Genomic DNA, 24,613 nt, shown 5'->3' on the forward strand with positions numbered 1-24,613 from the left:
TTAATCGCATTAATTAACCTAACGCATTCTTCATGCCTGACAACTGGGCTTTCATTTTTCCTGTCACATCTTGCATGTTGGCAAACTTATTACGAGTACGTTCTTGTAAGCTATCCATTCGACGGTCTAAGTCAACCTGCTGATCATTAAGGCGATAGTTTTGATCTCGCATCGTATTCATTCGTGTACGAATTGGACCACTCACCCCTGTCATGCTTTGAATAACATCTTCAACTTTCTTAGCAAAGCCTTTTGAACCATCAAAGAAAGTATGCAACTGACTGAAATTTTCATTCAATTGACGATCTAACATAGATTGGTTTATTTCAAGTGTGCCTTGCCGAGTTGTTGAAATACCAAGCTCTATCAGAGTTTTTATTCCTGTAGGAGCCGATTCGACTGGCGCGACAAATACAGATTTTAAGCGAGACTCAGCCGAACGGACGACACTGTCTCCCGCAAGTGGACCACTTTGACCTGTTGCCGGATCAAAACCACTCAATGCTTTGGTGGTTTCATAGAACTGATTGTAAGTATTAACAAATTGTTCGATAGCAGATTTTACGGTATCTCTATCAAATTGCACGTCTAAATCGATATGCTTGCTTGCTTCTGCTGTTGTACCTTTTAAAGTGATATCAACACCTTGAACCGCATCTTGAATAACATTGGTGTCACTGCTTATTCTTGCAACACCATCCAAGACCACTTTTGCACTGCTTGCCGATTGAACTTCTTGAAGACCAGAATATAAAGGTTTGCGTGGACCTTCAGGTTTAATGGTCTCTACAACCTTTTCAATCGGTTCTAATTTTTCTTTTGCTATTTCTTTAATTGTTGGTGGCAGTTTTTCTACTTTTTCTTTTGCTATATCAACAATTTCTTTTTTCGGTGCTTCTTGCTGAGGCGCTTCGTAAGTAATGCCAGCAGCTTGGAACACCGTATCTGGCGTTTGTCCAATTTCTGCAAGCGCTTCTGCAGCGTCTTGATCGCCTTGCTTTGCCGCTTTAGCTAATTCAATCTTTTCATCTTCATTTGGAAGTGCCGCTTGCAGTGTTCCTGCAGTACGCTCACTCCATCCTGACATGCCAGATGTTGGATCGGTTGGATCTTCTAACGTCGCTAATGCCGCTGTTGCTTCTTGCTGCATCATGATTTCTTTAGCTGCTTTTTCTTCACGCGCAAGATCTCTATTCGCAACATCAATTAACGGTTTAAAATAAGCGTATTTTTCTTCATCACTCAGTTCAGGAACTTGTTCTTGAGTTAACGGTTCTCCCGCTTGTTGCGCCGCTATTTCAGGGGTATTTTGGTATTGAAGAAGTGTTGGAATATCGAACTTAGTTGATACTGTAGGATCAAAATTTGGATTAAAGGCAAGACGATGAAGTTGATCGTTATACTCCGCATCAACTTCAATTTTTACTTTATGACTTTCTCCAGGCTTATCTGATGCTAAGATAAGACGAGAACCACCATCGTCTTTTACGATAGAAGCTTGCACTCCAGGGTTAGATGGCGCGCTATTAATTTGTCTTAATAAATCGGTAATTTTATTATTTTTACCAATAACATCGATAGTGAAACTTTTGTCACCTAACGATATATCAAGTTTACCTGGACCAAATTTAGCACCATCACGAATTGGGGATGACGCTAATTTTTGAGCTTGAGCCAATTGTAAAACGTCAATGCTGTATCGACCAGCCAAGGCTTCAGGAGTCGCTGTTGCACTTACGACTTCATCATCACTGCTTGAGATGGTTCGAGATGCAAAAGTATCCTCTTGGCGAAAAGTCGACATGAGATTTTTCATGGTATCTAACGATTCTTGCAGACGGCCGTAACCACTGATATTCGTGTCTATGTCTGAGCGCTCACGGTCGATGCGCTGCTGCTTTGGTAAGCGCTCGCTTTCAACTATTTTACCCACCATAGAATTAATATCTAGGCCACCACCCATCCCCATCGGGCTCATACTCATGAAGCATTTTCCTCAGTTAACGTTTTATATCCTCTCAGCTATCAATCCAGAGGCACTGGCAGCTAATTCTCTAGCAACTTCCAACATTTTGTCATCGGGGATTTGACGGATAATTTCACCAGAGCTGATTTCACGAACGGTAATAACCTGCCGCCCTGATTCGTTATCTAAATGAAATGATAATCCTCGTCCCATGCTTTTAACGTATTCATTCAGCTCTTTTACTGCATGATGAATTTCTTCTTTCTTTTTCGTTTCAAGCTTTTGCTCTGCTTCTACTACAATCGCTTGGCTTGGCGTCAATGTTTCTAACGATTCGCTTGCTGCTATTTTATTTATAGTATTGACAGATGATGTCGGTTGCTGATTAGAACTAGCAATTTGCGTGCCGTTATTGGAAGGTGAAGATGTGAGGACTGGTGAAGATACAAATGAGGGGTTCATAACTCTTTCCTCCTAATACGAAAAAAGACAGCAGGAGAGCGGCCCTGCTGTCATATTTCAGTAAGTGGGTTGACGATGAAGCCGCCCACCTACCTATTTAGGTATTATTAATTAATCGTGTAGATTAACGTAATAGACCTAGAGCAGCGTTAGGCGCTTGCTTAGCTTGAGCTAAGATAGAAGAGCTTGCTTGCTGTAGGATTTGTGCTTTAGTCATTTCAGTTGTTTCTTTCGCGAAATCAACGTCTTTGATTTGGCTCTTAGCAGCAGAAACGTTTTCGTTAATGTTGTCTAAGTTGTTGATTGTATGACCCATACGGTTTTGAGCAGCACCTAGCTCAGAACGGTGGCTATCAACAAATTTCATTGCTGCATCAACAACTGCTACTGCGTCTTGAGAACCAGCGACCGTTGTAACGTCGATGTTACCAACTGTTTTTTGAGCTTGAACAGCGTCAGACATACCAGTTTCGTTAGCTAGAGCACCAGAGAATTCGATTTCGCCTTCGATTGTACCTTTAGCTGCAAATACTTGCAGTTTGCCATCTTCACCAACAGATGCGCTAACTTTGTCAGTTTGGCCGTTGATGTATGTTGCTACTTCTTCGATATCGTCGCCAGCTTTAGCGTTGATAGAAACAGATTGCTCTTCACCCGCTTTGTCTGTGAAAGAAATAGTCATGTTTGCGTCTTTACCAGCAGTCCAACCAGCAGCAACACCTTCTTTAGCAGTGAAAGATTGGCCACCCATGTTTGCTTCGTCAGCACGTAGGTTATTTAGAGTAAGCATTACTGCTTCACCTGAATCTGCACCAACTTGGAAAGATTTAGTACCGAAGTTACCGTTAAGTAGACGTGTGCCACCAAAAGAAGTTGTTTCTGCGATACGGTTCATTTCATCAGAAAGAGCCGTTACTTCTTGTTGGATCGCGCTACGGTCAGCATCAGTGTTTGAACCATTTGACGATTGCAGTGCAAGATCACGTACACGAGAAAGGATGTTTGAAGTCTCTTTCATTGCGCCTTCAGCAGTTTGCATCATAGAGATACCGTCGTTTGCGTTACGAACCGCTACGTCTAGACCACGAGTTTGCGTGTTTAGACGGTTAGAGATTTGTAGGCCAGCTGCATCATCTTTAGCACTGTTGATTTTGCTACCAGAAGACAGACGCTCCATTGATTGGTTAACGTCAGATGTTGCGCTGTTTAAGTAACGCTGTGCAGTCATTGCTGATACGTTAGTATTTACTGTAATAGACATAAATAGATCTCCTAAGGAAAATTGTACAACAGTGGTTTGGTCTCATCCTCCAAACCAGCTATTGATTCTCACATATATTTATAAAGCGTATCTCTATGCACTTTGTAGACTCTCACCTCTACAAAATACATGCGGAATAGCCTAAGTTAATTTTAAAAGGTAAGTCAGACTCACTTATGACCTGTTGGGAAGGAACTCAGCGTGTCGCATAAATTCCCATTCTCACAAGTATTTACTATGCTTATTAGCCCAACAGGCCTAATGCTGCATTTGGTGCCTGCTTAGCTTGAGCAAGGATAGACGAGCTCGCTTGTTGCAGGATTTGAGCTTTCGTCATTGCTGTCGTTTCTTTAGCAAAATCAACATCTTTGATTTGGCTGTTAGACGCATTAACGTTCTCATTAATATTTTCTAAGTTGTTGATAGCGTGACCAAAGCGGTTTTGGAAAGCACCTAGGTCAGCACGGTTTGAGTCAACGTATTCCATAGCTGAATCAAGAATAGCAACCGCTTTTTGTGAACCACCCACGGTAGTTACATCGATGCTTTTCACTGTATCGGCAACTTTATTACCCATACCTAATTCATTGCTTAATGAACCACTAAACTCAATGTCTGTTGCTTCTGCTGCTGCGAATACTTGCAGCTTGCCATCTTCAGTAACAGATGCGTTGATTGCGTTGCTTTGACCATTGATGTAAGTCGCTACTTCTTCAATATCATCGCCTGCTTTTGCATTGATTGAGATATTTTGCTCTTTGCCTTCTTTATCGACAAAGTTCATTGTTAATTCTGTGTTTTCTGCACTTACTGACCAATTTGCATCTTTACCTTCTGTCGCTGAGTAAGTATGTCCCCCCATCGCTGTTGTATCAGAACGCATGTTATTCAGTGTTAGCATTACCGCTTCACCTGAATCGGAACCGATTTGGAAAGATTTAGTACCAAACTGACCATTTAGTAGGCGAGAGCCACCAAACGATGTTGTTTCTGCAATACGGTTTAATTCGTCATTCAAAGCGACCACTTCTTCTTGAATCGCAGTACGGTCAGCATGTGTATTTGAACCGTTTGAAGATTGAAGTGATAAATCACGCATACGTTGAAGGATGTTCGTTGTTTCGTTCATCGCACCTTCAGCAGTTTGCGCCATTGAGATACCATCATTTGCATTTCGAACTGCCACATCTAAGCCGCGAGCTTGAGAAGTTAGACGGTTTGAAATTTGTAGGCCAGCCGCATCATCTTTTGCACTGTTAATTTTAAGACCAGAAGACAAGCGCTCCATTGAGCTGTTTAGGTCATTCGTTGCGCTGTTTAAGTAACGCTGTGCAGTCATTGCTGATACGTTTGTGTTTACATTGATAGCCATAATTTATTTCTCCACTTTGGTTCCGAATCACTCCGCTCCTGGACCGGAAACCGTATTAATCATCGTTGATACTTAACTTAACGACCGCGTTTTGAATTACTTTAGAAAAACTTTTAATTTTTTAAGTTTTTCTTTTTAAAGAATTTTCAAGCGATTTTCTTAATCGTCATGCCTTGTAATTAAGTTATCGCTCGCGTTCGGAAACTCTTTAGAGAAAAATGCAAAAAAATCGAAAATAATTTAAATATCAGGTTAAATGTGAGGGAAATCACTTACTTTAGAGAGAAATAAATATTTATTGATGGTTTTACAAACAAAAAAAGCCGAGGCAAGCCCCGGCTTTGGTATAGTGTGAGAGCACTATTACCTTAGAAGTAAGTAATTATTCTTAACGAGCTAATTATCTCAGTAAACCAAGTGCAGCATTAGGTGCTTGCTTAGCTTGAGCTAAAATAGATGAACTTGCCTGTTGAAGAATTTGAGCTTTTGTCATTTCTGTCGTTTCTTTAGCAAAATCGACGTCTTTAATACGACTATTTGATGCAGATACATTTTCATTAATGCTATCTAAGTTTGAAATTGCGTGATTAAAGCGGTTTTGAAATGCACCAAGATCTGCTCGGTTAGAATCGACAAACTGCATTGCCGCATCTAGAATAGCAACGGCCTTTTGTGAACCACCAACAGTCGTTACATCAATGCTTTTTACGGTTTCAGCTTGAGCTGTACCCATATTTAATTCGCCAGCAAGAGAACCACCGAAGCTCACCTCCCCTTGAACTTTATCATTAGAGGTAACAATTTGAAGCTCACCCTTTTCTGATACAGAGGCATTAATTGAATCTGTTTGACCATTAATATACGTCGCTACTTGTTCGATATCATCGCCAGCTTTCGCATTAATCGTTAGTTCTTTCTCTTCACCCGCGTTGTTTAAAAACGACACAGTTAGTTCTGATTTCTCAGCATTTACTGACCAATCAGCGCCCAGCTCTGTTTCTGCTTTATAACTTGTTCCGCCCATTGATGCCGAGTCTGAACGCATGTTATTTAAACTAAGCATTACCCCTTCACCAGAATCAGCACCGATTTGGAATGACTTTGTACCAAATTGACCATTTAGAAGGCGAGAGCCACCAAACGACGTTGTTTCTGCGATACGGTTTAACTCATCATTTAATGCGCCAACCTCTTGTTGAATCGCTTCACGATCAGCTGAAGTATTTGAACCATTTGAAGATTGAAGAGATAAATCACGCATACGTTGAAGGATGTTTGTCGATTCATTCATCGCACCTTCAGCTGTTTGTGCAATTGAAATACCGTCGTTTGCATTACGTACTGCTACATCTAAACCACGAGATTGTGACGTTAAACGGTTTGAGATTTGTAAACCTGCCGCATCGTCTTTTGCACTGTTAATTTTATAGCCAGAAGATAAGCGTTCCATTGATTTATTTACGCCATCCGTTGCACTATTCAGGTAACGCTGAGCTGTCATTGCCGATACGTTAGTATTTACTGTAATTGACATAGTTGTATCTCCGTTTAGTTTTCCGATTGTTTTCCGTTTTCGGAAAACTGAGCTTCATTATTTGGAACTAACAATGTTGCCATTAGCGCCTGATACTTAATGTAACGACGGTTAAAAATAAACCTTTATTGATTTTCTTATAAAATTATCGATTACTTTATGAACTATGATCGTGCTTCAAAGTTTTTTAAATTTGACAGAAAAATAGCTAAAGTTTTATGTTTATCATTAAAACCCCTTAAGCTATTGATATAAAAGAAATCTACTCAAGTTCTCATTAATAAATACCTTTTTACAGATGAAAAAAAACCAGCAAACGCTGGTTTTTTATACGTAAAGAACTAAAACTACCCAAGCAGCTTTAAAGCGACATCAGGTGCTTGCTTAGCTTGAGCCAATATTGTTGAACTCACTTGTTGTAATATCTGAGCTTTCATCATTTCAACTGTTTCTTTAGCAAAATCAGTATCTTCAATACGACTGTTCGATGCCGAGATGTTCTCATTAATATTATTTAGATTATTAATCGCATGACCAAAACGATTTTGAAAAGCACCTAAAGTAGCACGTTCTTTATCAACAAACCCCATTGCCGCATCTAACGTTGCAATGGCTTTTTGAGAACCACCAACACTGGTTAAATCTAAATCATTAACTGTATCAAATACCGCCCCACCAATAGCAAGTTCTGCTGATAAAGAGCCACCAAAGGTCACTGCACTTGAGACTAGATCTCCGGCAGTAAATAACTGCAACTGACCTTTTTCATCTACGGATGCTTGAACGGTATCATTCTGTCCATTGATGTAAGTGGCTAACTCTTCAATATCATCGCCAGCTTTCGCTTCTATCGTAATCTCTTGAGCTTTTCCATTTTCATCAGCAAATGACATTGTTAAAGTTTGCTCACCTTCAGGTACAGTCCAACCTTTATTAAGCTGATTTTGTGAGGTGTAATGAAAACCACCCATCGCTAAGGTATCAGAGCGCATACTACCTAAAGTAAGTTGAACCGCTTCACCTGCATTAGCACCTATCTGGAAGGTTGATGTCCCAAATTGGCCATTCAATAAACGACGGCCACCAAAAGAAGTTGTTTCTGCAATGCGATTTAATTCATCATTTAAAGCATCAGCTTCTTCTTGGATCGCTTGTCTATCTTGCAAGGAATTTGAACCATTAGATGACTGCAAGGCTAAATCGCGCATACGCTGAAGGATGTTAGTCGATTCGTTCATCGCCCCTTCCGCCGTTTGAGCAATAGAGATCCCATCATTGGCATTACGGACAGCAACATTTAAACCGCTCATTTGAGCTTGCAGTCGATTGGATATTTGTAACCCTGCCGCATCATCTTTCGCGCTATTAATACGCTTACCCGAAGAAAGGCGTTCCATTGACTGGTTTAAATGCTCCGTCGCTTGATTCAAATATCGCTGTGCCGTCATGGCAGACACATTGGTGTTTACTGTCACTGTCATAATGACCTCTCAATAAAATAGCTCTTTGCTGATATAGCAAAGCAGACTCTTATAACGCTTTATCGGCATAAAAAAAATAAACTTAAGAGAAAAAGGATAGACAATACTTGAGAGGTAAGTAGAAAAGGGTAGCCCCAATTAAGGGGCATAAAGCTAGGTTGGTTTTTTATGAGGAGATCTGTGAGAAGAACACAAAAAACCAGTTACCTGAAGCTTGCACAACAATCAAATGAACAAGAGGATGATGAGAGATGAGAGCACCTCTTGTTCACTCAGATGACTGTTGTTAGTTACTATTACTGCAGTAATTTTAGTGCAGCGTTTGGTAACTGTTTCGCTTGAGCAAGAATAGACGTACTAGACTGCTGAAGGATTTGTGCTTTTGTCATGTTTGTTGTTTCTTTAGCAAAATCAGTATCTTTGATTCGGCTGTTAGAAGCAGACACATTCTCTTGAATGTTTGACAAGTTGTTTATACTGTGACCTAAACGGTTTTGTTTAGCACCTAAATCAGCACGTTCGCGATCGATGTAAGCAAGTGCTGAATCAATAACGCCAACAGATGCTTGAGCATCACCAACAGAAGTTACGTCAAGTTTATCAACGGTAGCTTTCATACCAGAACCGCTAGCTAAGCCTAGTTCAGTAGCAAGGTTACCAGATACTGCTAACTCACCTTCAATAGATGGTTCAGCAACAAACAATTGAAGTTTACCTTCATCGCCAACAGATGCAGAGATCTTGTCTGATTGACCGTTGATGTAAGTCGCCAATTCTTCGATATCATCACCTGCTTTAGCACTAATATCGATAGAAACAGCTTCACCCTTTTTAGTTGTGAATTCTAATTTCAGGTCATTTTTGCCAGGTTCTACGTTCCAAGATGCATCTTTGCCGTTTTCAGAAACAAAACGTTGTCCCCCCATGCTGGCATCATCAGCACGAACTGAAGGTAACTTGATTAGAATAGCTTCACCAGCGTTAGCACCAATTTGGAATGCTGATTCGCCGAACTGACCATTAAGTAGGCGACGACCACCAAAAGAGGTTGTTTCAGCAATACGGTTTATTTCATCAGAAAGAGCATGCACTTCTTCTTGGATAGAAGAACGATCTTGGTCTGAGTTAGAACCATTTGCCGCTTGTAGTGATAAATCACGCATACGTTGAAGGATATTTGTCGATTCGTTCATCGCACCTTCAGCCGTTTGAGCGATAGAGATACCATCGTTCGCATTACGCACAGCAACGTCAAGACCGCGAGTCTGCGCTGTTAAACGGTTAGAAATTTGTAGACCAGCAGCGTCATCTTTTGCGCTGTTGATTTTAGTACCTGAAGACAAACGCTCCATTGAGTTGTTTAGATCGTTCGTTGCGTTATTTAGGTAACGCTGCGCAGTCATCGCAGATACGTTAGTATTTACATTTACAGCCATCGTTGCTCTCCTTTAGCTTCGTTTTCACGAAATCTAATTTCTGCTCTATTCAGAAATATTTAAAATTCATAGTTAAATATCAGCCACAATTGGCTAATGTTTTTCAATGTCATGTAATTTAATTTACATATCAAGTCTCATGCCAAGATGAGAAGAAAATACATACATTAATGACTGACATACAAAAGCAAAAAGAGTAACTCTACTTTGCCACTGTCATGCCACTATTTACCATTGGCAAACTGTGAGCGTCTCAGTCATAGTTATTAATTAGCATAAGCTGTGCCAATTTTAGTAAAAAATACATTTTAAATAAAAAAAAACAATCAACTTATACAATTTCAATAAGTTAAATAGGGTTATTCAGTGTTATTTAACTCTTAACTTTACTATCTGAATTATTTTTTTGCCGCTTTTCAAGTCGATTTGCCGCTCTTTCCTCTTTAATGCTTCCGTCGTATCTATCTTTATTTATATAAGAAAAACAAAATTCTTATTCATCCCAAAAATAAGTACTTATACATAATCAAAGACACATCAACTGCGGCAAAAAACAAAGAGAAACGGCAATTCATTTCCCATATAAAAACTTATTATTCATACAGTTAAATTTAAAACAAAAAAGCCTAGCATCTCAGCTAGGCTTGTCATCAAACTTGTTAATTTACACGTAATTAAATAATGTAATGTCTTTTACTTTCCCGAAAGCTTGTTGGGAAGCCTGAAGTGCACGTGTATTTTCATTAAACTCAATCACAGCTTGAGCGTAATCTAAATCTTCAATCGAACTTAATGATTTTGAGAGAGTTAAATCAAAATCTTGATGCTGTGATTCTTGCTGATCAAGCGTATTTTGCCTTGTACCCACTTCCGCTCTTGCTTGGCTTAAGTGAATAAATGCAGCATGAAATTCATCTGTTACTTGCTGTAACTCTGCTGTATTAGAAGCATCAGAGACATCTTTCAATGCAAATTCTTGTGCTTTCTTAAATGCATCAAAAATACTGATGGTTTTCTTTGGTTCAAGCGTAATGATATCGCCTGCTTTTAATTGACCACGAACTTGAATATCAACGCCTTCATATTTAATCCCTTCAGAAGGATCAAACTGTCCATTTTTTACCACGCTACCGTCTTGAGATAACTGATAATTATATTGACCATCTGCCGCCGCTTTAAAAGTGACTTCATAGGTAGATGGATCGGTATAATTAGAATTTGTTGCTTTTGAAAGCAGTAACTCAGACCCTTCTTGTAATGCATATTGTGGATCATAGTCCCCAAATGGATTTTTTATCTCAGTAAACAATTTACTACCAGAGTCATTCACTGCCACCTCAATAGAACCGGAAACCTTTAAGCTACGCTGATATTCATCACCTGCGTAAGCTACAGTTCCGTCATTCGCTCTAAAGAAAGGCTGTGTTTTCGACTTTGTACCTGAAAATAAATAGTTACCTGATTCATCTAACATGTTTGTTAGGTTTAAGAAGTTATCTGCAATACCTTTAATGTCTTGCGCATGAGCATAACGATCTTCTGGTGCAAGAGAACCGTTAATCAGTTCCATCACGCTGCGCTTTGCGTCATCAGCAAATTGCTCTGCATTCGCAATCGCAACCTCATGACGCTCTAAACGGTTACGCGCTAAGATAATGGTATCGCTGTATTGACGTAACTCTTCTTTCTTTTGCGTTAGGTTTTGCGCGTATAACGCAGCTACGGGGTCGTCACCTGCGGTTAATAGCTTTTTACCTGACGCCAGTTGTGCGCTATTTTGATGAACTTTCGCTTCTTGACGAGAAATATCATTCTGCACTGATTGGTAGTTATGAAAGCTTGAAATACGATTTAACATACTCTATTGCCTCCTAATTACGATAATTGCAAGATTGAATTAAACGTCTCATCTGCCGCTTTCATGATTCGAGAAGAGGCCATGTACGCTTGTTGGAATTTCATCATATTCGCTGCTTCTTCATCTAAGTTTACGCCAGCAACTGAAGCAACACGACTTTGCGCCGCTTCATTCTCTACACGTGAAACTTCAGATAAACGAGAAGCGGTGGCTTTTTTAAGACCAATTTCTGTATTTACGTTTTCGTATAGGTCAATCACCGTTGAGCGGCCTTCGTCCATTACTTTACGTGTCTGTAAGCCTTGCATTAGCAATAAGTTACCATTATCACCTTCTGATGGGACTAAGTTAGCCGCAAATTTATCATTTGCTGCTGCACCACCAGAAAGCTCAAAAGTAGTACCACCAACAGTTACTGGACCTTGAGGTGGGTACGTTTGTGGTTCTAATAACATTTTGCCTTTCATATCCAATACAGCAAATTGATTTGCCGCAGGAGAAATAACAACTTGGAACTCTTTTAATGGGCCAGCTTGTAATACTTTAAATTTAGCATTACCTGTTGCAAAGGTTGCTGAGCTTGCATAGCTTTGCGCGGCTATTTTCTCTGCTTCATTCATCTCAAGCTTCATTGTGCCTGCCGCTATACGCGTTGGGCGAAGTAATACACGCTCACCGGCACTTAGTGGTTCACGAATTTCAACTCGCATACCGTCTAAGAAAAAGGTCGATGGGTTACCGGTTGGGTCTAAGCGCTGAACTTCACCCGTAGGTCGGGTCACGGTATATTGGCTACCATCATATTTAAGAGCGTAATCCCCTGCTTTTAGTTGGCTAATATCATCAATAAATACGCCGACTTCAGCAGACGAGTCACCAGAAATGATGGCACGGCTACGGACTGCTTGTTCTGAATTCACATCAGAGAAAATATTTTCACCAACTTGACCACGTAAATCAATTGCTTGACTCTGTAAACGGTTAACTTCACTGCTGAAGCCAACAGCCACACGGCCTAGTTCATCCATAATTGTTGGGATTGTGCTATCACGCAATTCAAATAGTGACGATAATTTACCGCCAATACTATCATGTTGAATCGCTTTCATTCCCTTACCTTCAACCATTGCTAGTCGGCGCTGTAATGGGTCAGGAGAACCTGCAATCATTTTCAATTCACTTGCATTAGTACCAGACACTAACATATGCCCACCACCAATTAAGACATTGAATGCGTTCTCGTTATCACGCTTAGTAATGGTAACTTTTGTGTATTGAGACAGTTCTTTAATTAACTTTTCATGACGATCCATTAGGTCATTGTGCGGACCTGGGGTCTTGACCATCATTTGGTTAATATCTTTTAACTCTAGAGCAATACCATTCATACGCTCTACCGTTAGATCCATCTTTTTATTTACGTCTGCATTTTGCTGACGTACGTTCTCATAAAAGTCATTTAAGCTTTGTGAAACAAGACGCGATTTTTCTAGGACTACTTTACGTGCACCGATTTCGTTAGGGCTGTCGGCAAGAGTTTTTACGGCATCAAACCAATCATTGATGTTTTCAGGAATACGTTTAGCGCCAATAGACGACATCATATTCGTTAGAACATCTAGGTTAGCTTCTGTATCCATAGAGTAATTAAGGTTAGTTGTTGATAGGTTCAGTTCATTCGTTGCAAACTGATCAAACGAACGTCGCACAGCGGCAACATGCACGCCTGCGCCGAGGTTTGCACCCGAAACCCAATGAGGCATATTTGTTTCTTGAACAACCGATTGACGACTAAAGCCTTCAGTATTAACGTTGTTAATATTATGACTGGTCGTATTCAGTTGACGCTGCGCCGTAAGCACACCTTGTGTACCCAAATGTAGCAGATCAAGTCCCATGTAGCCTCCAAAAAACTCTATAAAAGATGCAATAAATATTTCCTAACGAATCTAATATAGCAATCAATGTGCCAACTTTTATTTCCTTTAATATCAACAAAATAGAAGATAAAATAATCATTACGACTCCTTATTGCCTCTTTCTAATCTATTTTATTGCCTTTCTTTGCCTCTTTTATTTAGTCAAGCGGCAAAAATAAAAAAATCCTGCCGCTTATATAAACGACAGGATGCTTATGAATAGGTTTTACAAGTAGATAAGCGCTATTTAGTTAAGCTTTCTACCGTTTTCATCACGCTCATTACTTTATCTGAGTAATTTGGATCCGTTGCATAACCCGCACTGTGAATACCTTTAATAAAACTTTCAGAACTTTGGGTCTGCTGAAGTGCACGTTCATAACGTGGATTTTGATTTAAGAAGCGAACAAAATCACTGAAACTTTCTTCATAATTATCGTATGAACGGAAAGCAGCGTTTTCAGTAACAGCGATATTATCGTGATACTCCAAGGTGTTTTTAGCGATCTTATCACCCTGCCAACTTCTGTCTGCTTTAATGTTGAATAAGTTATGACTTGAATCTACAGAGTTTTGAATCACTTTTTTACCCCAACCTGTCTCTAATGCGGCTTGAGCAATAAGAACATTTGAATCAATACCTAACGCTTTTGCTGCTTTTTCTGCATAAGGCTTCATGGTGTCGACAAACTGCTGAGGAGAATCGAATTTCTGTGGTTGTTGCACAGGTCTTGCTACCAATGCTTTTTCTAATTGTGCAATCGCTGGAGATTCTACTTGTGACTCTTGTTTTACTTCAGATGTATTTGGATAAACATAATCAGAAGGTAAACGTAACGTTTCATCGGTTGCCGCCTTACGCATTGCCGTGCGTGCATCTTGCTCTAAATTATTGCCGCTTTGAACTGGTGGCTCTTGATTCATTGATGCACCAAGTTGAGCGACGATCATATCGGCTAAACCGAGAGATCCTTTTTTCGATAACTCAGTCGACATTTGGTCATCACGCATTTGCTCAAAAAACTTCTGATTATCACTACTCATCATGTCTGATTTAAATGAGCTATTCGCATTACGCATTGATTTAAAAAGCATTTGTGTAAATATCGATTCAAATTGCTCAGCAGCAGCACGCAGCGCTTTATCTTGGCTATCTTGATCGCCATTAACTGCACTTTTACGTAATTTATCTAGACCACCCACATCATGGATGAAACCGACATCTGTCATGTTTACTGAATTATTCATCTTTATACTTACTCTTTTTAATCTGCGAGATTAATCTACTTACTCTATTAACTAGAGCAAGTTTAATGCCAAAAAAAACGCACCTCCGAAGAAGTAATGCCGATCAGTTAGTCACTTTATTGAGTAATTACGCACTATTTATTCAATGTCTAATAGATATGGCAAAGTACCCGTTAAGAGAGTGAAAGATAGATACAACAAGGGCTCCAGAATGATTGTAATAAATTCGTCTGAAGCCCTTGTTTTTATTGATGTTCGCTTAACTGACTGGCATTACCTCCGAAGAAGTGCGTTTTCTGTAATTATTTAGCTATTTATCAAAGAAAATTAAATAATGATCAATTGGCCTTCAATCGCACCCGCTTGCTTCAATGCTTGAAGAATAGCCATCAAATCAGAAGGCGCAGCACCCACTTCATTTACAGCTCTTACCAAATCATCTAACGTTAAACCCGGTTCGAACTTAAACATTTTACCTTGCTCTTCCGTTACTTCGATATCTGAATCTGGCGTTACAACTGTTTTACCATCGCTAAATGGACCAGGTTGACTCACTTGAAGGTTTTCTTTAATCGCAACCGTCATTCCACCGTGAGTGACTGCCGCAGCTTTTAATTTCACGTGCTTACCAACAACGATTGTACCGGTACGTGAATTAACAATGATTTTTGCTGAGCCGTCTGCGGGATCAAAATCGACATTTTCAACGGCTGATAAAAAAGCCACTCGTTGGCTGATATCACGTGGAGCTCGAACTCGCACAGACGTAGCATCAACCGCTGACGCCATATTTGGACCGAGGAAATTATTAACGGCATCAGCCATACGTTGAGCAGTAGTAAAATCTGCTTCTAACAAGTTAAAGGTAATGAAATCACCACGACCAAATGGGGATGGAACTTCACGTTCAACCATAGCACCACCAGAGATACGACCTACTGTTGGGTTATTACCGACAATTTTAGAACCATCAGCTCCCGTTGCACTAAAGCCACTTACGATTAAGTTACCTTGTGCAATCGCATAAGTTTTACCATCTAAACCTTTTAGGAAGGTTTGCAGTAAGGTACCACCACGTAAACTCTTTGCTGAGCCAACAGAAGAAACGGTAACATCAACCACTTGGCCTTGTTTTGAAAAGGCTGGCAACGTTGCGGTTACCATTACTGCCGCTACGTTTTTTGTCTTTGGTTTTGTGCCCGGTGGCAATTGAATACCAAAATTTTGTAACATCGCATTAAAGCTTTGATCAGTAAAAGGTGTAGATTCCCCCGTTCCCGGCAAACCAGAAACTAAGCCATAACCGATTAATTGGTTACTACGAACCCCTGCAACTTCTGACACGTCTTTAATGCGTGCCGCTTGTGCAGTTGAGATACTTAGACATAACCAAGTAAAGATTAAGGTAACTAGGCTTTTATTCACGTCAAAACTCCAACGATTCGTCATTATTACAGTGCTACATTAAAGAATCGTGCCAAGAATCCAGGTTCTTGCATATCTTGTTGATCGCCCGTACCAGAATATTGGATACGTGCGTTTGAAATTCGGGTTGATGCTATGGTGTTATCAAAATTAATATCTTCAGGACGAATAGTACCACTCAAACGAATATATTCATCACCGGTGTTAAGCGTTAGCCACTTCTCACCACGGATCAATAAGTTACCATTTGATAATACTTCAATCACTTCTACTGTTATTGAGCCACTTAAGCTATTACTTTGGTTAGCGGAGGTATTACCTGTGAAATTATTGTCATTTGATAATTCATATGAAAAATTATATTGGCCACCCATTTGCAACTCTTGACCACCGACTTGCAGTGGATCCATGCTTGAATCATTCGTTTTTGATAATTCTGCATCGGCACTTTTTGCCGCTTTGGTATTTTCTGCAAGCGTAACCGTAACGATGTCACCTAAACCATGAGGTTTTGTATCATCATACATATCTTGTGCATGATCAACGTTAAACAATGAACCAGTTGCTGCAGCATAATGCTCTGGTTTTTCTTTCGGATGAATAGGCGCCCAAGCCGGATCGCCTGAAATAGGATCATTACGACCACGAAGTGTATCGACAATGCCACCATCTTCTTCTTTTGCTTTATCGCCTTCTACCGCATCAACATTTGTTGTAGCAGAAGTCACTTCGCTATCTTGTAAGTTCGGATTTTGAACTAATAGTGACTCACACCCCGTTAAGGATGTTAGTACTAATAAACAAAGAAGACGTTTCATCCTAATCACCAATTACAGTTGTTGGTTAACAAAGCTTGCCATCTTATCAACAGCAGAGATTACTTTAGAGTTCATTTCATAAACACGCTGTGCTTCAATCATGTTTACTAACTCTTCAGTTACGTTTACGTTTGATGCTTCAAGCATTGATTGACGAATTGAACCGAATCCTTCCAAGCCAGGCGTGCCCTCTTGAGGATCACCACTTGCTCCTGTTGGCAAATAAAGGTTTTGACCAACGGGCTCTAAACCACCTGGGTTAATAAAATCAACCGTCGTAATCTGACCAATTACTTGGTTATCTTGCTGACCACGTAGACGAACAGACACTTCACCATCCGTCCCCACAGTAACGTTGATCGCATCTTCTGGTACAACGATTTCAGGCTCTAAACGGTAACCTGCACCTGTCGTTACAATTGCGCCTTCATCATTTAAGGTAAATTGACCATTACGAGAGTAACCAATGTTGCCATCAGGCATGGTTACTTGGAAAAAGCCTTTACCCTCGATCATCATATCCATGCCGTTCGACGTGGTTTGCGCATTGCCGTTAGTAAATACTTTTTGTGTTGCCACAACTTTAGAACCAGAACCAAGCATTAGGCCTGTTGGTAACTCGGTATTTTGAGTTGATTGAGCACCGGCTTGATTTACGTTTTGGTAAAACAGATCTTCAAATACGGCACGGCTTTTTTTAAAGCCAACCGTTGAGGCATTCGCCAAGTTGTTTGAGATAGTAGCAATGTTTGTTTGCTGTGCGTCTAAACCTGTTTTACTTACCCATAATGCTGGATTCATTGTGTGTTCCTCTAAATTTTTTAATGTATTAAGTTAATCAAAGTTAATTATTCAATTAACCCATACGTAATAATGAGTCTGATGCTTTATCCATTTCTTCAGCGGTACTCATCATCTTGACTTGCATTTCAAACTGACGCTGCAAATCAATTAAATTGGTCATTTCACCTACAGCATTAACGTTACTGCCTTCTAATGCACCTTTTAATACAGTGACACTAGCATCCGCTTGGAATGCATTATTAGGATTTTTCGAACGGAACAAACCATTCGTGTCTTTAAATAAATCGCGATTATCGGTTTTTACTAATTTAATGCGGTCAACTTCTGCCATCGCTTCTGCTGGCGCACCTTGCTCAAGAACAGAGATAGTACCGTCTTTAGCAATTTGAATTTTTGAGATAGGAAGCGGCAAAGTGATTGGCGCGTCATTCTCACCTAGTACTAGATGACCGCTACCATTCATTAATAAACCTGTTTCATCAATTTTTAGATTACCGGCACGAGTCAAACCTTCGCGGCCCGTGTTGTCCATCACTGAAATCCAGCCATCGCCTTCAATCGTTAAATCCAAATCACGGCCTGTTGTAATCACAGAGCCTTGAGAAAAACTGTTTCCTGGACGCTCTGTCATATTAAACACACGAGTAGGCAAACCTTCACCATACGCTTGCATTGAACGCGCTTGCTCTAAATCGGCACGAAAACCTGTTGTGCTTACGTTGGCAAGGTTGTTTGAACGCAGCTGCATAGCTTGCATGTTTTGCTTTGCGCCACTCATGGCTAAAAATAATGCGCGATCCATAATGAACTCCAATAATCTATCTGAAGTTATAATAGCAATGTCTGTGCCAACTTTTATTAAGCTTTACTTTCAAATGGTTAACTAACTATTACGTCAAATAAATAGAAAATTAATAAATAAGGAGGAAAAGAAGGGATAGTAAGGGGCAAATAATCTGGGTAAAAAATTGCCGTCAATATCGACGGCAATTTTATAAATACATTCTCGTTTAGATTAACGAATTTGTAGGATATTTTGTTGCAGTTGGTTATGTACATCCAATGAACGAGAGTTCGCTTGAAAGTTACGCTGTGCAGAAATCAAATCAACTAGCTCTTGAGTCATGTCGATGTTTGACTGCTCTAACGTACCACTTTGAATATCACCAAATGAACCTTGGTTTGCTTCACCCCAAATAGCAGAACCTGACGCTTGAGTCGTAGACCACTGCGTACCGCCATTTTGGGCAAGGCCTTGCTGGTTAGTTACTCGAACCATTGCTACACGACCAAGGGTAACATCTTTACCATTTGAGTAAGAGCCGATAATGTTACCGCTCTTATCGATATCAACTTTTGATATATAACCTGTTGTTGCACCATCTTCACTGAAGCGACGCATTTCAAACGGTGCCGAGAACTGTGTTGGGTTATCAAACTTCATGGTTAATGTCTGAGAAGGATCTGCACCATTTAAGTTTAAACCATTCTCACCTAACGTTGTTGTTGCAACAGGTTGACCAGCATTGATACTTTGAGTTGTACCATCGTTATTAAAGATAATAGAGTGACCAAGATGGCCTGCTGCATTCGTTGCATCACCAGCGTTAATATTTACGGCTTTCTCACCATCAACATCAGTTGATGAATAGAATACATTCCAACGGTTTGGTTGCGTTGCATCTTTTACATAATAAGATGTCATCTTATATGGCTGACCAAGAGAATCATACGTCGTTACCGATGTTGATTTATTGTAGGTATCAGGATCATTCATATCAAAGAGAGCTGGATCTTTTGCTTCAGCTCCTGCCGGTAAATTCATACCAATTTCAACATTTTCAGTTGGTCTAGGTTGACCAAATTGATCTGGGATCTTTATCGCTTTTGGTTCATAAGACGATACATTACCCGATTCAGGATCCACTTCGTAACCTAATAAAAACTCATCATTTGATGTTGTCATGTAGTTTTCATTATCTAAATGAAATGCACCATTACGGCTTAACTCATTCGTCGATGGTTGTAAGCGATCTTTCGCTACCGCAAAAAAACCTTGACCCGAGATACGTAAGTCCATTGGGTTATTAGTATAAACACTTGAGCCTTCATGGAACTGTTGAGCAACTTTTGTTGTTTGTGCACCACCACCTGTTGTGGTTTTAGCATTTGAAAACAACGATGATGAATAAACATCACCAAACTCGGCACGAGACTCTTTAAAACCAAAGGTATTGGCATTCGCCAAGTTGTTTGATGTTGTATTTAGATCTTTTTGAGCAGCGGCTAGACCACTTAATGCTACGTATGACATTTGATATCTCCTATCTAGCTACGCTGATAATTTTCCAATTCCATTAACGATCACAGTCATTGGGAATGTTAAAGGAATTGGCATAGCTCTATTTATTAATGAATTTTACGATATAAATAAGGGGATTCAGGCAGCGTCATGCTGCACTGAATATTCGCCCTTTTACGCCTTACCTACTTCTAACACTTCTGCTAGTTTCATAGGTGAGGTAAAGCCAGCAAGATTAAGCAGAACATTGCCATCGCCTTTGCCTAGAAGAACACTGTTGACGTTAGCGTATGTTGATACGCCAAATTCTTTGTTTTCTCCATCAAGCACGCCCGCCGCTTTAATACTGTAGCGACCAGCAGGCATAGCATTGCCTTTTTCATCTTTGCCGTCCCACTCAACACGAGTGTCGCCAGCAGGTTTAGCGCCCACATTTAAAGTACGAATTAATTGACCTTGCTCGTTTTCAACACGAACCATTAGGTTATTAATTGACTGTGGCAATTTAACCATTGCCGCCATACTTTTATCTGCTTCTTTTAAGCCTTTAGCGCCAGGTACTAGAACATCACGGCCAACAAGCGAAGACGCTTGTAATGCTTGGTTAGATGTCATGGATGAATTCAAGCTATCAAACTGTGTATTCATCTTGCCAATACCATCAACGGTTGCAAATGATGCCATTTGCGCAATCATTTGATCGTTTTCAACCGGCTTAGATGGGTCTTGTTGAGACAACTGTTTGGTTAATAATGCAAGGAAGTCTTCTTGCTTCAGTTCATTTTTACCGCCAGTTGTCTTTTCAGGCTTGTTCGCCTCTTGAAGACTTTTAAGCTGGTCGATGTAGGACAAGCCTTGTTGACCAACGTTATTGATTCCAGTCATAGCTACCTCCTATCCTTATTGACCCATTCGCAGAGTACTCTGCAACATTTGTTTGCCTGCATCTGCAACTTGCACATTCGTTTGGTATGAACGAGAAGCAGAAATCATGTTTGCCATTTCTTCCATTACATTAACGTTTGGCTTAAAAATATAGCCATCGTCATTTGCCATAGGATGATCAGGGTTATATTCTGCACGCAATGGTTTTTGGCTTTCTACAATACCAAGTACTTTTACAGGAACTGTATGATCTTGTTTGTATTTTGCTTTACTCAATTCCGCACCAAAGACAGCTTGACGAGCTTTATACGTTTCAGCAGCAGAGCTACTTACACTATCAGCATTTGCCATGTTACTTGAAGTGGTATTAAGACGAACTGACTCTGCACTCATTGCAGAACCTGTAACGTTAAAAACATTAAATAAGCTCATCTCTATTCCCCTTTAATTGCTTTGGTTAGGTTTTTGAATTTGCTACCTAAAAATTCCAATGATGCTTGATGACGAAGTTGGTTTTGCATAAATAAATTACGTTCCAAATCTACATCAACCGTATTCCCATCACCCGTATCTGGTTGAGTAGGTACACGGTATTGAATTTCCCCTGCCATTCGTGTAGAGGCATTAATGTGCCGACCATCGGTACGACTGAGACCCATGCTTGCCTTCGATGTTGCCGACTGCATTGCTTTTTGAAAATCCATTCCTTTTGCTTTATAGCCTGGTGTATTTGCTTGAGCGATGTTTGTCGCTAGCATTTCAGCACGTTCAGAGCGAACTCCTACCGTGTACTGATGAATACCTAATGCGTTATCAAAAGAAATTGCCATTCCAAACCCTCCACAAGAACTGACTAGCAGTATATATAATTTCTATATAGCAACCTGTATGCCAACTTTGTTACTTAACAAACAGATTGACGATACTACAAGTAAAAATATAAGCAATTAACATGCCGAACCTGATTTTTAGGCACAAAAAAAGCGACCTAAGCCGCTTTTTGTTGGTAATTTACTCAAATATGATTATTTAAGTTTATAAATAATTCCTGGATTACAGCGAACCATTTCAAATTTATCCGTCAAACCTGTTAATGACTCAGAAGCACCAAGCAATAAATACCCACCAGGGTTAAGACTTGCCGCCATCTGATTTAACACTTTCGCTTTCATGTCTGGTGAAAAATAAATAAGTACATTACGGCAAAAGATGATGTCAAATTTACCTAATAAACTGTAGCTGTCCATTAAGTTTTGAGGTCTGAAATTAACCATACGTTTAATTTTATCGTTAATTTTCATTTTTCCATCACCCGCGTCTTCAAAAAATGCACGACGGCGTTCTGGAGATAAACCTCGACTTAATGCAAGATTATCATAAACACCTGCTTTACAGTTTTCTAGCATTGATGGTGAAATATCAGTTGCTGTAATACTAATGTTTGGAAGAAAACCAGGCTTACGCGCTTGGATCTCAGCAATGGTCATCCCCATCGAGTAAGGTTCTTGACCTGATGAACTTGCCGCTGACCAGATTTTTAATGGGCGACGATTTGCCGCTAGCTCTGGAAGAAGCTTTTCAGACAATACAGTGAACGGGTAACCATCTCTAAACCATAATGTTTCATTGGTTGTCATTGCATCAACCGCAGCAACACGCAATTCACGATTACGACCCGAGATCACTTGTTTTAATAAATCAGACAATGAAGCTAATGAAAACTTAGCAACTAAAGGACTCAGTCGGCTTCTCACTAGATATTGCTTACTGTCACCAAGAACAATGCCACATTGAGACTCAAGAAATCGGCTAAAATCACGATATTCTTGTTCGTTGATAGTTATAGTTGTCATTAACGAATAAATTTCCAAATAAAAAATGAATGTCACCTTAGATTACAGGTGACAAAATAACAGGTAGGCTTTATTTTTCAACCGCTCTTTTTACTGCGGCACCCAATTCATCTGGATTAAACTTCGCAATAAATTGGTTTGCACCAACACGTTCTACCATTGCTTGGTTAAATACACCACTTAATGAAGTATGCAATATTACGTGTAGATCTTTCAGTGCAGGTTCACGACGAATTTCGGCGGTTAAGGTATAACCATCCATCTCTGGCATTTCTACATCAGAAATAACCAAACCAATTTGATCATAAATATTGCCTTCATTTGCCATATCAACAAGCTTATCTAGCGCTTCTTTACCATCTTTTACCATGATAGTTTCAAAGCCAATAGACTGAACGGCACGTTGAACTTGCTTACGAGCAACACTTGAATCATCTGCAATCAATACTTTACGTACGACTTCAGGACTGATCGCTGCCATCTCTTCAACCAATGTTTCATTAATTGTTTCATCAATAGGCGCGATTTCAGCCAAAATCTTTTCTACATCAAGAATTTCAACCAATTCATCATCAATGTTAGTTACTGCTGTTAAATAGTTTGCACGGCCAGTTCCTTGCGGTGGCGGCAAAATAGCTTCCCAATGCATATTTACAATACGCTCAACAGACTTAACAAGGAACCCCTGAATCGTACGGTTAAACTCAGAAATAATAATAAAACACTTATCAATATCTGTTGTTGCACGTCCACCCGTAGCAAGGCTCAAATCAATCACAGAGATCGTTTGACCTCGAATATGAGCAATTCCTTTTACTAATGGATTTAAATTTGGCATTGAAGTCAACTTCGGACACTGTAATACTTCTTTTACTTTAAAAACGTTAATACCATAACGTTGACGTCCCATAAGACGGAAAGTAAGTAGTTCTAAACGGTTTTGTCCAACAAGTTGTGTGCGCTGATTCACCGAATCCAGTATACCTGTCATATATGACTCCATCTTGTGCCATTATCAATGAACCGTGAGCCTAACATAAACCCATGACGAACACGACATACTATATGGCATTTTATAATAAAAATATGATAATAAAAAAACGTGATTCCAAGATCACTCTTTATCGACTTATAAGCGTTATCGGCGTATTCATAAGTTTCTTTAATTCTATTGCGTATGCTGCCACAGATGAACAGCTAAACGCAATCAAACAAACGGCAGAGTCCTTTATTCAAACACAAATTGAAATTCCTAAAAATGGGACAATCAATGTAGAGGCTGCGCGTATTGATAACCGAATTTATGCAACTGATTGCCCAAAACCACTCAGTGCCTCTTTACCTGGACGCTTAAATACAAGTGGTAATACATCGGTATTAGTTGAATGCCAACTTGATGATTGGAAAGTATATGTTCCTATAAAAACAGAATTAATGATGCCATTAGTTACTGCAATCTCTCCTTTATCAAAAGGGCATTCAATATCAAGCAGCGATTTAGCATTAACACTAGTAAACAGTCGAACTTATCGACGAGGGGGCTACGCTAACCCAAATGATATTATCGGTTCTAGAATTAAACGCAGTGTAAGAGCTGGTGACGTTGTCGAAAAAAACGACATCTGCATGGTGTGTCGCAACGACAGTGTTATAATTAAAGCAGTAAAAGGCGAATTAAGTATCCTAACAAAGGGAACGGCACTGGGTGATGGCGCTTTAGGCGATAAAGTAAATGTTGAAAACGACAAATCCAAACGCATTGTTAGTGGTATAGTCACTGCCGTGGGGGAAATTAGTATTCGCTTTTAAGTGCTGAATTAAATGTCACACAGAATATTAGATTTTTTCCTAAACTTCTTGGACTTAGTGCCGATATGATTTTTGTGGCATTATTTATGCTTAGTTTTACCACAGTTTAAAATAATGAAAAAAGCGTCAAAAATATTCATTATTTGCTTAAGTTAATTTTTTGACAGCCGATAAATAGTT

Annotated in this window: 21 protein-coding genes; 1 reads left to right on the plus strand and 20 read right to left on the minus strand. The window is 39.7% G+C overall.

What is annotated here, in order from left to right; translation table 11 throughout:
* Positions 1-13: 13 nt before the first annotated feature.
* From fliD to BTO22_RS09360, 20 genes are all read right to left on the minus strand, one after another.
* On the minus strand, positions 14-1,984 hold the full coding sequence (gene fliD / locus BTO22_RS09265) for a flagellar filament capping protein FliD (RefSeq protein WP_105055227.1): 1,971 nt from the start codon (positions 1,982-1,984) through the stop codon (positions 14-16).
* Between the two features lie 24 nt (positions 1,985-2,008).
* Positions 2,009-2,428 carry a flagellar protein FlaG gene (locus tag BTO22_RS09270; RefSeq protein ID WP_105055228.1) on the minus strand — a complete coding sequence of 140 codons (420 nt, stop codon included), beginning with the start codon at positions 2,426-2,428 and terminating at the stop codon, positions 2,009-2,011.
* 124 nt (positions 2,429-2,552) lie between these two features.
* Complete coding sequence (locus tag BTO22_RS09275; RefSeq protein ID WP_060991574.1) at positions 2,553-3,689, minus strand: flagellin; 1,137 nt, start codon at positions 3,687-3,689, stop codon at positions 2,553-2,555.
* Between the two features lie 244 nt (positions 3,690-3,933).
* Positions 3,934-5,061, minus strand: coding sequence for a flagellin (locus tag BTO22_RS09280; RefSeq protein WP_105055229.1), 1,128 nt, complete (start codon positions 5,059-5,061; stop codon positions 3,934-3,936).
* A gap of 400 nt (positions 5,062-5,461) precedes the next feature.
* Positions 5,462-6,595: a flagellin gene (locus tag BTO22_RS09285; protein ID WP_105055230.1), complete on the minus strand. Its 1,134-nt coding sequence runs from the start codon at positions 6,593-6,595 to the stop codon at positions 5,462-5,464.
* Positions 6,596-6,942: 347 nt separating this feature from the next.
* The gene (locus BTO22_RS09290) at positions 6,943-8,076 is read right to left on the minus strand and encodes a flagellin (protein ID WP_105055231.1); all 1,134 of its coding nucleotides are present in this window, start codon (positions 8,074-8,076) and stop codon (positions 6,943-6,945) included.
* Between the two features lie 296 nt (positions 8,077-8,372).
* Positions 8,373-9,512, minus strand: coding sequence for a flagellin (locus BTO22_RS09295; RefSeq protein WP_105055232.1), 1,140 nt, complete (start codon positions 9,510-9,512; stop codon positions 8,373-8,375).
* Between the two features lie 664 nt (positions 9,513-10,176).
* Positions 10,177-11,370 (minus strand): flagellar hook-associated protein FlgL, encoded by a 1,194-nt coding sequence (flgL, locus tag BTO22_RS09300; RefSeq protein WP_105055233.1) that lies wholly within the window; start codon positions 11,368-11,370, stop codon positions 10,177-10,179.
* Positions 11,371-11,387: 17 nt separating this feature from the next.
* Positions 11,388-13,268 (minus strand): flagellar hook-associated protein FlgK, encoded by a 1,881-nt coding sequence (gene flgK / locus BTO22_RS09305; RefSeq protein ID WP_105055234.1) that lies wholly within the window; start codon positions 13,266-13,268, stop codon positions 11,388-11,390.
* 264 nt (positions 13,269-13,532) lie between these two features.
* Entirely contained in the window at positions 13,533-14,537 is a 1,005-nt protein-coding gene (gene flgJ / locus BTO22_RS09310; protein WP_105055235.1) for a flagellar assembly peptidoglycan hydrolase FlgJ, read from the minus strand.
* Positions 14,538-14,864: 327 nt separating this feature from the next.
* Positions 14,865-15,986, minus strand: coding sequence for a flagellar basal body P-ring protein FlgI (locus tag BTO22_RS09315; RefSeq protein ID WP_105055236.1), 1,122 nt, complete (start codon positions 15,984-15,986; stop codon positions 14,865-14,867).
* A 2-nt stretch (positions 15,987-15,988) separates the two neighbouring features.
* On the minus strand, positions 15,989-16,780 hold the full coding sequence (gene flgH, locus BTO22_RS09320; protein WP_105055237.1) for a flagellar basal body L-ring protein FlgH: 792 nt from the start codon (positions 16,778-16,780) through the stop codon (positions 15,989-15,991).
* 12 nt (positions 16,781-16,792) lie between these two features.
* Positions 16,793-17,581 (minus strand): flagellar basal-body rod protein FlgG, encoded by a 789-nt coding sequence (gene flgG, locus BTO22_RS09325; RefSeq protein WP_105055238.1) that lies wholly within the window; start codon positions 17,579-17,581, stop codon positions 16,793-16,795.
* A 55-nt stretch (positions 17,582-17,636) separates the two neighbouring features.
* Complete coding sequence (locus tag BTO22_RS09330) at positions 17,637-18,386, minus strand: flagellar basal body rod protein FlgF (protein WP_105055239.1); 750 nt, start codon at positions 18,384-18,386, stop codon at positions 17,637-17,639.
* A 213-nt stretch (positions 18,387-18,599) separates the two neighbouring features.
* Positions 18,600-19,898, minus strand: a complete 1,299-nt coding sequence (flgE, locus tag BTO22_RS09335) for a flagellar hook protein FlgE (protein ID WP_105055240.1) — start codon at positions 19,896-19,898, stop codon at positions 18,600-18,602.
* A gap of 162 nt (positions 19,899-20,060) precedes the next feature.
* Positions 20,061-20,771, minus strand: a complete 711-nt coding sequence (gene flgD, locus BTO22_RS09340) for a flagellar hook assembly protein FlgD (protein WP_105055241.1) — start codon at positions 20,769-20,771, stop codon at positions 20,061-20,063.
* Positions 20,772-20,786: 15 nt separating this feature from the next.
* Entirely contained in the window at positions 20,787-21,203 is a 417-nt protein-coding gene (gene flgC, locus BTO22_RS09345; protein WP_105055242.1) for a flagellar basal body rod protein FlgC, read from the minus strand.
* 2 nt (positions 21,204-21,205) lie between these two features.
* Positions 21,206-21,601 (minus strand): flagellar basal body rod protein FlgB, encoded by a 396-nt coding sequence (gene flgB, locus BTO22_RS09350; protein ID WP_060991588.1) that lies wholly within the window; start codon positions 21,599-21,601, stop codon positions 21,206-21,208.
* Positions 21,602-21,796: 195 nt separating this feature from the next.
* Positions 21,797-22,624 (minus strand): CheR family methyltransferase, encoded by an 828-nt coding sequence (locus tag BTO22_RS09355; RefSeq protein WP_060991589.1) that lies wholly within the window; start codon positions 22,622-22,624, stop codon positions 21,797-21,799.
* A gap of 70 nt (positions 22,625-22,694) precedes the next feature.
* Positions 22,695-23,615: a chemotaxis protein CheV gene (locus BTO22_RS09360; protein WP_105055243.1), complete on the minus strand. Its 921-nt coding sequence runs from the start codon at positions 23,613-23,615 to the stop codon at positions 22,695-22,697.
* Positions 23,616-23,710: 95 nt separating this feature from the next.
* Between BTO22_RS09360 and flgA the strand changes: the two genes are divergently transcribed.
* Entirely contained in the window at positions 23,711-24,433 is a 723-nt protein-coding gene (gene flgA / locus BTO22_RS09365; protein WP_258132521.1) for a flagellar basal body P-ring formation chaperone FlgA, read from the plus strand.
* Positions 24,434-24,613: the final 180 nt, after the last annotated feature.

Source organism: Aliivibrio sifiae, assembly GCF_002954705.1.
In the GTDB taxonomy this organism is placed as follows: domain Bacteria; phylum Pseudomonadota; class Gammaproteobacteria; order Enterobacterales; family Vibrionaceae; genus Aliivibrio; species Aliivibrio sifiae_A.

What these genes read in the sequence shown, in the direction of transcription:
- BTO22_RS09270 (WP_105055228.1), bottom strand. Translation starts at nt 2,428, where the DNA reads ATGAACCCCTCATTTGTATCTTCACCAGTCCTCACATCTTCACCTTCC.
- flgJ (WP_105055235.1), bottom strand. Translation starts at nt 14,537, where the DNA reads ATGAATAATTCAGTAAACATGACAGATGTCGGTTTCATCCATGATGTG.
- BTO22_RS09355 (WP_060991589.1), bottom strand. Translation starts at nt 22,624, where the DNA reads ATGACAACTATAACTATCAACGAACAAGAATATCGTGATTTTAGCCGA.
- fliD (WP_105055227.1), bottom strand. Translation starts at nt 1,984, where the DNA reads ATGAGTATGAGCCCGATGGGGATGGGTGGTGGCCTAGATATTAATTCT.
- flgE (WP_105055240.1), bottom strand. Translation starts at nt 19,898, where the DNA reads ATGTCATACGTAGCATTAAGTGGTCTAGCCGCTGCTCAAAAAGATCTA.
- flgC (WP_105055242.1), bottom strand. Translation starts at nt 21,203, where the DNA reads ATGAGCTTATTTAATGTTTTTAACGTTACAGGTTCTGCAATGAGTGCA.
- BTO22_RS09330 (WP_105055239.1), bottom strand. Translation starts at nt 18,386, where the DNA reads ATGGATCGCGCATTATTTTTAGCCATGAGTGGCGCAAAGCAAAACATG.
- BTO22_RS09275 (WP_060991574.1), bottom strand. Translation starts at nt 3,689, where the DNA reads ATGTCTATTACAGTAAATACTAACGTATCAGCAATGACTGCACAGCGT.
- BTO22_RS09360 (WP_105055243.1), bottom strand. Translation starts at nt 23,615, where the DNA reads ATGACAGGTATACTGGATTCGGTGAATCAGCGCACACAACTTGTTGGA.
- flgL (WP_105055233.1), bottom strand. Translation starts at nt 11,370, where the DNA reads ATGTTAAATCGTATTTCAAGCTTTCATAACTACCAATCAGTGCAGAAT.
- flgA (WP_258132521.1), top strand. Translation starts at nt 23,711, where the DNA reads ATGATAATAAAAAAACGTGATTCCAAGATCACTCTTTATCGACTTATA.
- BTO22_RS09285 (WP_105055230.1), bottom strand. Translation starts at nt 6,595, where the DNA reads ATGTCAATTACAGTAAATACTAACGTATCGGCAATGACAGCTCAGCGT.
- flgK (WP_105055234.1), bottom strand. Translation starts at nt 13,268, where the DNA reads ATGGGACTTGATCTGCTACATTTGGGTACACAAGGTGTGCTTACGGCG.
- BTO22_RS09295 (WP_105055232.1), bottom strand. Translation starts at nt 9,512, where the DNA reads ATGGCTGTAAATGTAAATACTAACGTATCTGCGATGACTGCGCAGCGT.
- BTO22_RS09280 (WP_105055229.1), bottom strand. Translation starts at nt 5,061, where the DNA reads ATGGCTATCAATGTAAACACAAACGTATCAGCAATGACTGCACAGCGT.
- flgG (WP_105055238.1), bottom strand. Translation starts at nt 17,581, where the DNA reads ATGAATCCAGCATTATGGGTAAGTAAAACAGGTTTAGACGCACAGCAA.
- BTO22_RS09315 (WP_105055236.1), bottom strand. Translation starts at nt 15,986, where the DNA reads ATGACGAATCGTTGGAGTTTTGACGTGAATAAAAGCCTAGTTACCTTA.
- flgH (WP_105055237.1), bottom strand. Translation starts at nt 16,780, where the DNA reads ATGAAACGTCTTCTTTGTTTATTAGTACTAACATCCTTAACGGGGTGT.
- flgD (WP_105055241.1), bottom strand. Translation starts at nt 20,771, where the DNA reads ATGACTGGAATCAATAACGTTGGTCAACAAGGCTTGTCCTACATCGAC.
- flgB (WP_060991588.1), bottom strand. Translation starts at nt 21,601, where the DNA reads ATGGCAATTTCTTTTGATAACGCATTAGGTATTCATCAGTACACGGTA.
- BTO22_RS09290 (WP_105055231.1), bottom strand. Translation starts at nt 8,076, where the DNA reads ATGACAGTGACAGTAAACACCAATGTGTCTGCCATGACGGCACAGCGA.